The organism is Aeromonas sp. 30P (assembly GCF_051919805.1).
In the GTDB taxonomy this organism is placed as follows: Bacteria; Pseudomonadota; Gammaproteobacteria; order Enterobacterales; family Aeromonadaceae; genus Aeromonas; species Aeromonas veronii.
Window position 1 is genome coordinate 3,847,659 of record NZ_JBQBEA010000001.1, and the last position, 7,342, is coordinate 3,855,000.

The 7,342-nt window shown below is 55.4% G+C and carries 4 protein-coding genes, 1 tRNA gene and 2 rRNA genes (1 of these 7 running past the window's edge); all 7 read right to left on the reverse strand.

The window, feature by feature from the left end; genetic code table 11:
- Nucleotides 1–4 precede the first annotated feature (4 nt).
- Nucleotides 5–1,375, reverse strand: coding sequence for a PhoH family protein (locus tag ACTG2B_RS17925; RefSeq protein WP_005339173.1), 1,371 nt, complete (start codon nucleotides 1,373–1,375; stop codon nucleotides 5–7).
- Between the two features lie 220 nt (nucleotides 1,376–1,595).
- On the reverse strand, nucleotides 1,596–2,279 hold the full coding sequence (locus ACTG2B_RS17930; RefSeq protein ID WP_021231985.1) for a TSCPD domain-containing protein: 684 nt from the start codon (nucleotides 2,277–2,279) through the stop codon (nucleotides 1,596–1,598).
- A gap of 10 nt (nucleotides 2,280–2,289) precedes the next feature.
- On the reverse strand, nucleotides 2,290–4,437 hold the full coding sequence (locus ACTG2B_RS17935) for an adenosylcobalamin-dependent ribonucleoside-diphosphate reductase (protein WP_439996548.1): 2,148 nt from the start codon (nucleotides 4,435–4,437) through the stop codon (nucleotides 2,290–2,292).
- A gap of 211 nt (nucleotides 4,438–4,648) precedes the next feature.
- A complete protein-coding gene (locus ACTG2B_RS17940; RefSeq protein ID WP_429202997.1) occupies nucleotides 4,649–5,101 on the reverse strand; it encodes a pullulanase in 453 nt (150 codons plus the stop codon).
- A gap of 262 nt (nucleotides 5,102–5,363) precedes the next feature.
- Nucleotides 5,364–5,440 (reverse strand) — tRNA-Asp (locus tag ACTG2B_RS17945).
- 95 nt (nucleotides 5,441–5,535) lie between these two features.
- A 5S ribosomal RNA gene (gene rrf / locus ACTG2B_RS17950) occupies nucleotides 5,536–5,650 on the reverse strand.
- An 81-nt stretch (nucleotides 5,651–5,731) separates the two neighbouring features.
- Nucleotides 5,732–7,342, reverse strand: a 23S ribosomal RNA gene (locus tag ACTG2B_RS17955) (it continues 1,279 nt past the right edge of the window).

Here is a 7,342-nt window from a genome sequence, read left to right on the forward strand (position 1 = left end):
TTAATCAGAGGTTTTCCTCGGCGAACGAAGCCAGTCGGCTGCGCACCACGCCATTGAGGAAGATGTTGGCACTGCCGTCAAAATCCTTGAAACGCTCGACTATGTAGGTCAGACCCGAGGTCACCGGGCTCAGGTAGTTGGAGTCGATCTGGGCCAGGTTACCGGAACAGACGATCTTGGTGCCCTCCCCGCAACGGGTAATGATGGTCTTGATCTGGGATGCGGTCAGGTTCTGGCACTCATCCAGCAGCACGAAGGTGTTCTGGATGCTGCGCCCGCGCATGAAGTTGACCGATTTGAACTGGATGTTGGCCTTCTCCATGATGTAGCTGAGCGAGCCGCTCATGTTCTCGTCCTGCTTGTGCAGCACCTCCAGGGTGTCAGTCACCGCCGCCAGCCAGGGCATCATCTTCTCCTCCTCGGTGCCGGGCAGGAAGCCGATGCTTTCGGCAATTTCCGGGGTATTCCGGGTGACGATCACCTTCTCGTAAATGCCCTTCTCAATCACCAGCTCCAAGGCCGCCGCCATTGCCAGCAAGGTTTTACCGCAACCCGCCGGGCCAGTCAGGATCACCAGATCGATGTGCGGATCGAGCAGTGCATCCAACGCCATCCCCTGATAGACGTTCTTGGGATGTACACCCCACGCCTTGCGGGACATCAGTCGCTCGCGGCCCAGATCCTTGATGCGGATCTTGCTGCCATCGTGGCTGAGCACCCGGGCTGCGAAGAAATTCTCCTCATCCACCAGATACTGGTTTACGTGAACTCCCTCCAGCAGGTTGGCATCAATCACATGGATGGTGTCGCGGCCGTGGGTCTCGCTCTCGCACTCGCCGACGCGCTCCCAGAAGCTGCCGGGCACCACCTGAAAGCCCTTGGCCAGCAGGCGGATATCATCGATCAACTGGTCGCTACGGTAATCTTCAACGTGTGCAAGTCCGGCCCCCTTGGCCTTGAGGCGCATATTGATGTCTTTGGTGACCAGCACCACCTGACGCTTCAACTCGTGCTTTTGCAGATAGAGGGCCGCGTTGATGATGCGGTTGTCGGCCTCCTTGTCGGTAAAGACCTCGGCATCCTGCGGCAGATGGTGATCGCTGAAGATGCAGATATTGCCGCTCGCTTCGCCAGCCAGAGGAACGCCCTGGGTGATCTGATCCGGGGTTGCATCGCGGAACACATCTTCCAGCGCACGAATGGCCACCCGCGCGTCGCGGCTGACATCCTTGTTGCGATCCTTGATGTTATCGAGCTCTTCCAGCACCGTCATGGGGATGAGCACGTCGTGCTCTTTGAAGGAGTAGATAGCGAGGGGTTCGTGAAGCAGAACGTTGGTATCCAGGATAAACAGCTTTCGGTCCGTATTGTCCATAAGCATCCTCCTTGGCACTGAAGGGCCACGTATGTGAATCTCAGATGTCATTGAAACCACACGGCCGTGACAGTTTTATTACCCTCAACGCTACGCCCGATTTTACTATCGCGCAACAAATCACTTGGCCGCCTGATTTGATTGCGCATAAAAACAGCAATACAAAGACCGGCACTGTGGCCGGTCTTTTTTCTATCGTTCAACTACTTGGGCATGTTTGTCAGCCGCACTTGGAGTCGCCACAGTTGAGGCAGGTCATGCAACCATCCTTCAGCACCAGCGCCTTGGTGTGGCACTTGTAGCAGAGCGCCGCATTGGCCGGGAAACCACTGCTCGCCTGCTGCTCTTCGGCCTCCTGAGCGGCTTTCAACTCGGCCTGTTTCTCGGCCAGAAACGCCTGCTGATGCTCGTCCAGTCCCGGCGCCTTGAGCATGCCGATCTCGGTGAGATGGCTCTCGATCACGTTGCCAATTTCGGCGATCAGCGATGGTACATACTTGCCCTTGTTCCAGTAGCCGCCCTTGGGATCAAACACCGAACGCAGCTCCTCCACCAGGAAGGTGACATCCCCACCTTTGCGGAATACGGCGGAGATGATGCGGGTCAGCGCCACGATCCACTGGTAGTGTTCCAGGCTCTTGGAGTTGATGAAAATCTCGAACGGACGGCGGGTTTCGTGAACCGTGCCCTCGTTGAGAATGATGTCGTTGATGGTGATGAACAGCGAGTGCTCGGAAACATGCTCCGGCGTCTTCAGTTTGTAGGTGGTGCCCATCAGCCGCTCCGGGCGCAGCACGGTTTCGTGCATGTGCACCACGTCATCCTGCGCAGAGAGATCTTCTTGCGGCTCATCCTTGGTACGCACCTTGTAGGCGACGATTTTCTTGTCGATCTTCTTGACCATAATGTCGTTCTCAGAATTTACCGTAATAGCCTTCTTTCAAGGCGTCGTAGAGGTTGGCGGCAGTATGCAGCTCACCATCGTATTCGATCTCTTCGTTCCCCTTGACGGAGATGACGGAGCCATCCTCCAGAGTAAACTCATAGAGGGTGTTCTCCAGATCCTTCTCCTTCACCAGCACGCCCTGGAAGGCCTCCGGATTGAAGCGGAAGGTAGTGCACCCCTTGAGGCCAGAGTCCGAGGCATACATGTAGATGTCCTTGAACTGCTCGAACGGGAAATCGGTCGGCACGTTGGCGGTCTTGGATATGGAGGAGTCAATCCAGCGCTGGGCCGCCGCCTGAATGTCCACGTGTTGCGCCGGGCTGATGTCGTCGGCAGTAATGAAGTAGTCCGGCAGACGACTCGCCTCATCATCGGCATAGGGCATGGCGGATGGATTCACCAGCTCACGATAGGCCAGCAGCTCGAAGGAGTAGACATCCACGCTCTCCTTGCTCTTCTTGCCCGGCTTGATGACGTTGCGGCTGTAATGGTGGGCAAAGCTCGGCTCGATGCCGTTGCTGGCGTTGTTGGCCAGAGACAGCGAGATAGTGCCGGTGGGTGCAATACTGCTGTGGTGGGTGAAACGCCCACCCACTTCGGCCAGCTCGGCGACCAGCGCAGGATCTACCTCGGCAACCTGCTGCATATAGCGGCTATAACGCGCATGCAGCACCTTGCCCTTCACCTTGTCACCCACCTTGATGCCATCAGCCGCCATTTCCGGGCGCAGACGCAGCATCTTGCCGGTTACTTCGAACTCCTGCTCCATGATGGGGGCAGAGCCCTTCTCCTTGGCTAGACGCAGGGACTCCTGCCAGCCGGTCATCGCCAGCTCCTGGGATACCTGCTCGGTAAAGGCGACGGATGCCGCAGAGCCGTACTTGATCTGCAGCATGGTGAGGGTTGAACCAAGACCCAGGAAACCCATGCCGTGACGGCGCTTGGCTGTGATCTCCTCGCGCTGTTTGGCCAGTGGCAGTTGGTTGATCTCCACCACGTTGTCGAGCATGCGAGTAAAGATGGCCACCACCTTGCGAAACGCCTGCCAATCGAATGTCGCGTTTTCAGTAAAAGGGTCGTGCACAAACTTGGTCAGATTGACCGAGCCCAGCAGACAGGCACCGTAGGGCGGCAACGGCTGCTCACCACAGGGGTTGGTCGCGCGGATCTCTTCACAGAACCAGTTGTTGTTCATCTGGTTGACCTTGTCGATCAGGATGAAGCCGGGCTCTGCATAGTCATAGGTGGAGGTCATGATGACATTCCACAGCTTGCGGGCTGGCATGGTCTTGTAGACCTTACAAGCGACCTGCCCCAACTCGTTGAATACAACCCCTTCCTTGTTGGGCCAGTCGGCCCATAGCACCTGAGCGGGATCGTCCAGCGCAATGCCATCCTGCTCCACCTCTTTAGCGGTGTAGGGGAAGATCAGCGACCAGGGGGCATCCTCTTTCACCGCCTTGACGAAATCTTCGGTGATGAGCAGAGAGAGGTTGAACTGTCGCAGGCGGCCATCTTCGCGCTTGGCCTGAATAAACTCGATCACATCGGGATGGCGGATATCCATGGTGCCCATCTGGGCGCCGCGACGGCCACCGGCTGACGAGACGGTGAAACACATCTTGTCATAGATATCCATAAAGGAGAGCGGGCCGGAAGTGTAGGCACCGGCACCGGAGACAAAGGCACCGCGCGGGCGCAGGGTCGAGAAGTCATATCCGATGCCGCAACCGGCTTTCAGGGTCAGACCGGCCTCGTGCACCTTGCCGAGGATATCGTCCATCGAATCTTCGATGGTGCCGGAAACAGTACAGTTGATGGTTGAAGTGGCAGGCTTGTGCTCAAACGCCCCCGCATTAGAGGTGATGCGGCCCGCCGGAATGGCCCCATTGCGCAGCGCCCACAGGAACGGCTCATACCAGGCCTCCGGTTCCAGCTCCTGCTCGGCCAACGCACGAGCTACCCGCTGGAAGGTCTCGTCAATAGAGCTGTCGATGGGAGTGCCATCCTTGCTCTTGAGGCGATACTTGCTATCCCAAATCTCGAGGGACGTTTCCTGCATGGGGATAAGGCGGGAGCCAAGCTCACTCTCCAGCACCGGGTTCGATTTAGCCATTTTCAATCAACCTTATGTGAATGCATCAACATCATGACAACAGCAGAAAACACAACTAATGGTGCCATCTAAAATTAATGGCACAACATATAGTACACCTGATGCCATGAGGGCGCCGATTCTAACCTAAAAAAATGCCCCGGCCAGCAGATTTCTGGGCCAGGGCACTTAACTGATTAATTTGCTGAGAGATTTAACACTCAGAGACAGATCAGGGCTTCTTGACGTAAACGGACGGCGTTTCACCCGCCATATTCAGATAGAACTCGTAGACGCCATCAGCATCCGGTGAAAACTTCATGTCCTCATACTTGGAGCAGGGGTTGACCGGCACCGCCTCACCACCCAACACGGCAACACCATCACTCGGGCTCTTGTAGCCAAAGTTGGTACCGCAGCTCCAGCCTGAATCAGCAAACTTGAACTTGTAGGGGGCCCACTCTTTCTTGAGGGTGCCTTTGGCCATATAGAGCTTGTCGGCCACCTTGACTACCTTGCTTTCATCAGTCGCCATCCAGTCGTTCATCTCCCCGCGCAGGTAGATGGACTTGCCACCAAAATCGCTGTTGTCTGCCGCTGCCTGCTCTGCACCAACATTGGATGCGCAACCGCCTAATACCAGGGTTCCCGCCGCCAGCATCATCGTTACTGTTCTTTTGAACATGGGTCTATTCCTTAAATTATTGTGATTCCTTGGTCCATCAATATGGACTGAAGAATTAAACCAGAGGAGGCATCACAAGAAAGGTAGAGGCATCACATTCCAGAGTTATAAGCGAGATACAACCCTAATCGCCACCATGAACAGAGCTTGGCCAAAAGTAAACCTGTTAAAATGGTTGGTAATCCTGTAAAAATCTTTGTGTCACTAAGCAAAACCACCCATAGCAAAAAGGCCTTCCCAATCGGGAAGGCCTTCAAATTAGTGGCGGAGCGGACGGGACTCGAACCCGCGACCCCCGGCGTGACAGGCCGGTATTCTAACCGACTGAACTACCGCTCCGCATTCGGTTAGCTTTCGCTAAATCTTTTGCTGCTTCTTCTGAGGTGTCATCCTCGCAGCCGGCTATGTGTTTTCACATCACCGTTTAATTGGGTGCCTGGCAGTGTCCTACTCTCGCATGGCGAATGCCACACTACCATCGGCGCTACCACGTTTCACTTCTGAGTTCGGCATGGGATCAGGTGGTTCCACGGCGCTATGGCCGCCAGGCAAATTCTTCAATCTGAGAAAGCTGACGTAAGTAATTCGTTCGTATTTGCTACAAGCCTTAGAACACTTCTTGGGTGTTGTATGGTTAAGCCTCACGGGTAATTAGTATGGGTTAGCTCAACACATCACTGCGCTTACACACCCCACCTATCAACGTTGTGGTCTCCAACGGCCCTTTAGGACCCTCAAGGGGTCAGGGATGACTCATCTCAGGGCTCGCTTCCCGCTTAGATGCTTTCAGCGGTTATCGATTCCGAACTTAGCTACCGGGCAGTGCCACTGGCGTGACAACCCGAACACCAGAGGTTCGTTCACTCCGGTCCTCTCGTACTAGGAGCAACTCCCTTCAATCATCCAACGCCCACGGCAGATAGGGACCGAACTGTCTCACGACGTTCTGAACCCAGCTCGCGTACCACTTTAAATGGCGAACAGCCATACCCTTGGGACCGACTTCAGCCCCAGGATGTGATGAGCCGACATCGAGGTGCCAAACACCGCCGTCGATATGAACTCTTGGGCGGTATCAGCCTGTTATCCCCGGAGTACCTTTTATCCGTTGAGCGATGGCCCTTCCATTCAGAACCACCGGATCACTATGACCTACTTTCGTACCTGCTCGACCTGTCCGTCTCGCAGTTAAGCTGGCTTATGCCATTGCACTAACCTCCTGATGTCCGACCAGGATTAGCCAACCTTCGTGCTCCTCCGTTACTCTTTGGGAGGAGACCGCCCCAGTCAAACTACCCACCAGGCACTGTCCGCGAGCCCGATTCAGGGCCCTGCGTTAGAACATCAAACATACAAGGGTGGTATTTCAAGGACGGCTCCAGCGCAACTGGCGTCACGCCTTCAAAGCCTCCCACCTATCCTACACATGTAGGTTCAATGTTCAGTGCCAAGCTGTAGTAAAGGTTCACGGGGTCTTTCCGTCTAGCCGCGGGTACACCGCATCTTCACGGCGAATTCGATTTCACTGAGTCTCGGGTGGAGACAGCATGGCCATGGTTACACCATTCGTGCAGGTCGGAACTTACCCGACAAGGAATTTCGCTACCTTAGGACCGTTATAGTTACGGCCGCCGTTTACCGGGGCTTCGATCAAGAGCTTCGCTTGCGCTAACCCCATCAATTAACCTTCCGGCACCGGGCAGGTGTCACACCCTATACGTCCACTTTCGTGTTTGCAGAGTGCTGTGTTTTTGATAAACAGTCCCAGCCATCTGGTCACTGCGACTCCCAACTGCTCCATCCGCGAGGGACTTCACTGTCAAGAGCGAACCTTCTCCCGAAGTTACGGTTCTATTTTGCCTAGTTCCTTCACCCGAGTTCTCTCAAGCGCCTTGGTATTCTCTACCCGACCACCTGTGTCGGTTTGGGGTACGATGACTTGTAATCTGAAGCTTAGAGGCTTTTCCTGGAAGCAGGGCATCAATGGCTTCCACACCGTAGTGTGTTCGTCTCGTGTCTCAGTGTTGTGTCTCCGGATTTGCCTAGAAACACCACCTACGCACTTTCACCAGGACAACCGTCGCCTGGCCCACCTAGCCTTCTCCGTCCCCCCATCGCAATTACAAGTCGTGCAGGAATATTAACCTGCTTCCCATCGACTACGCCTTTCGGCCTCGCCTTAGGGGTCGACTCACCCTGCCCCGATTAACGTTGGACAGGAACCCTTGGTCTTCCGGCGAG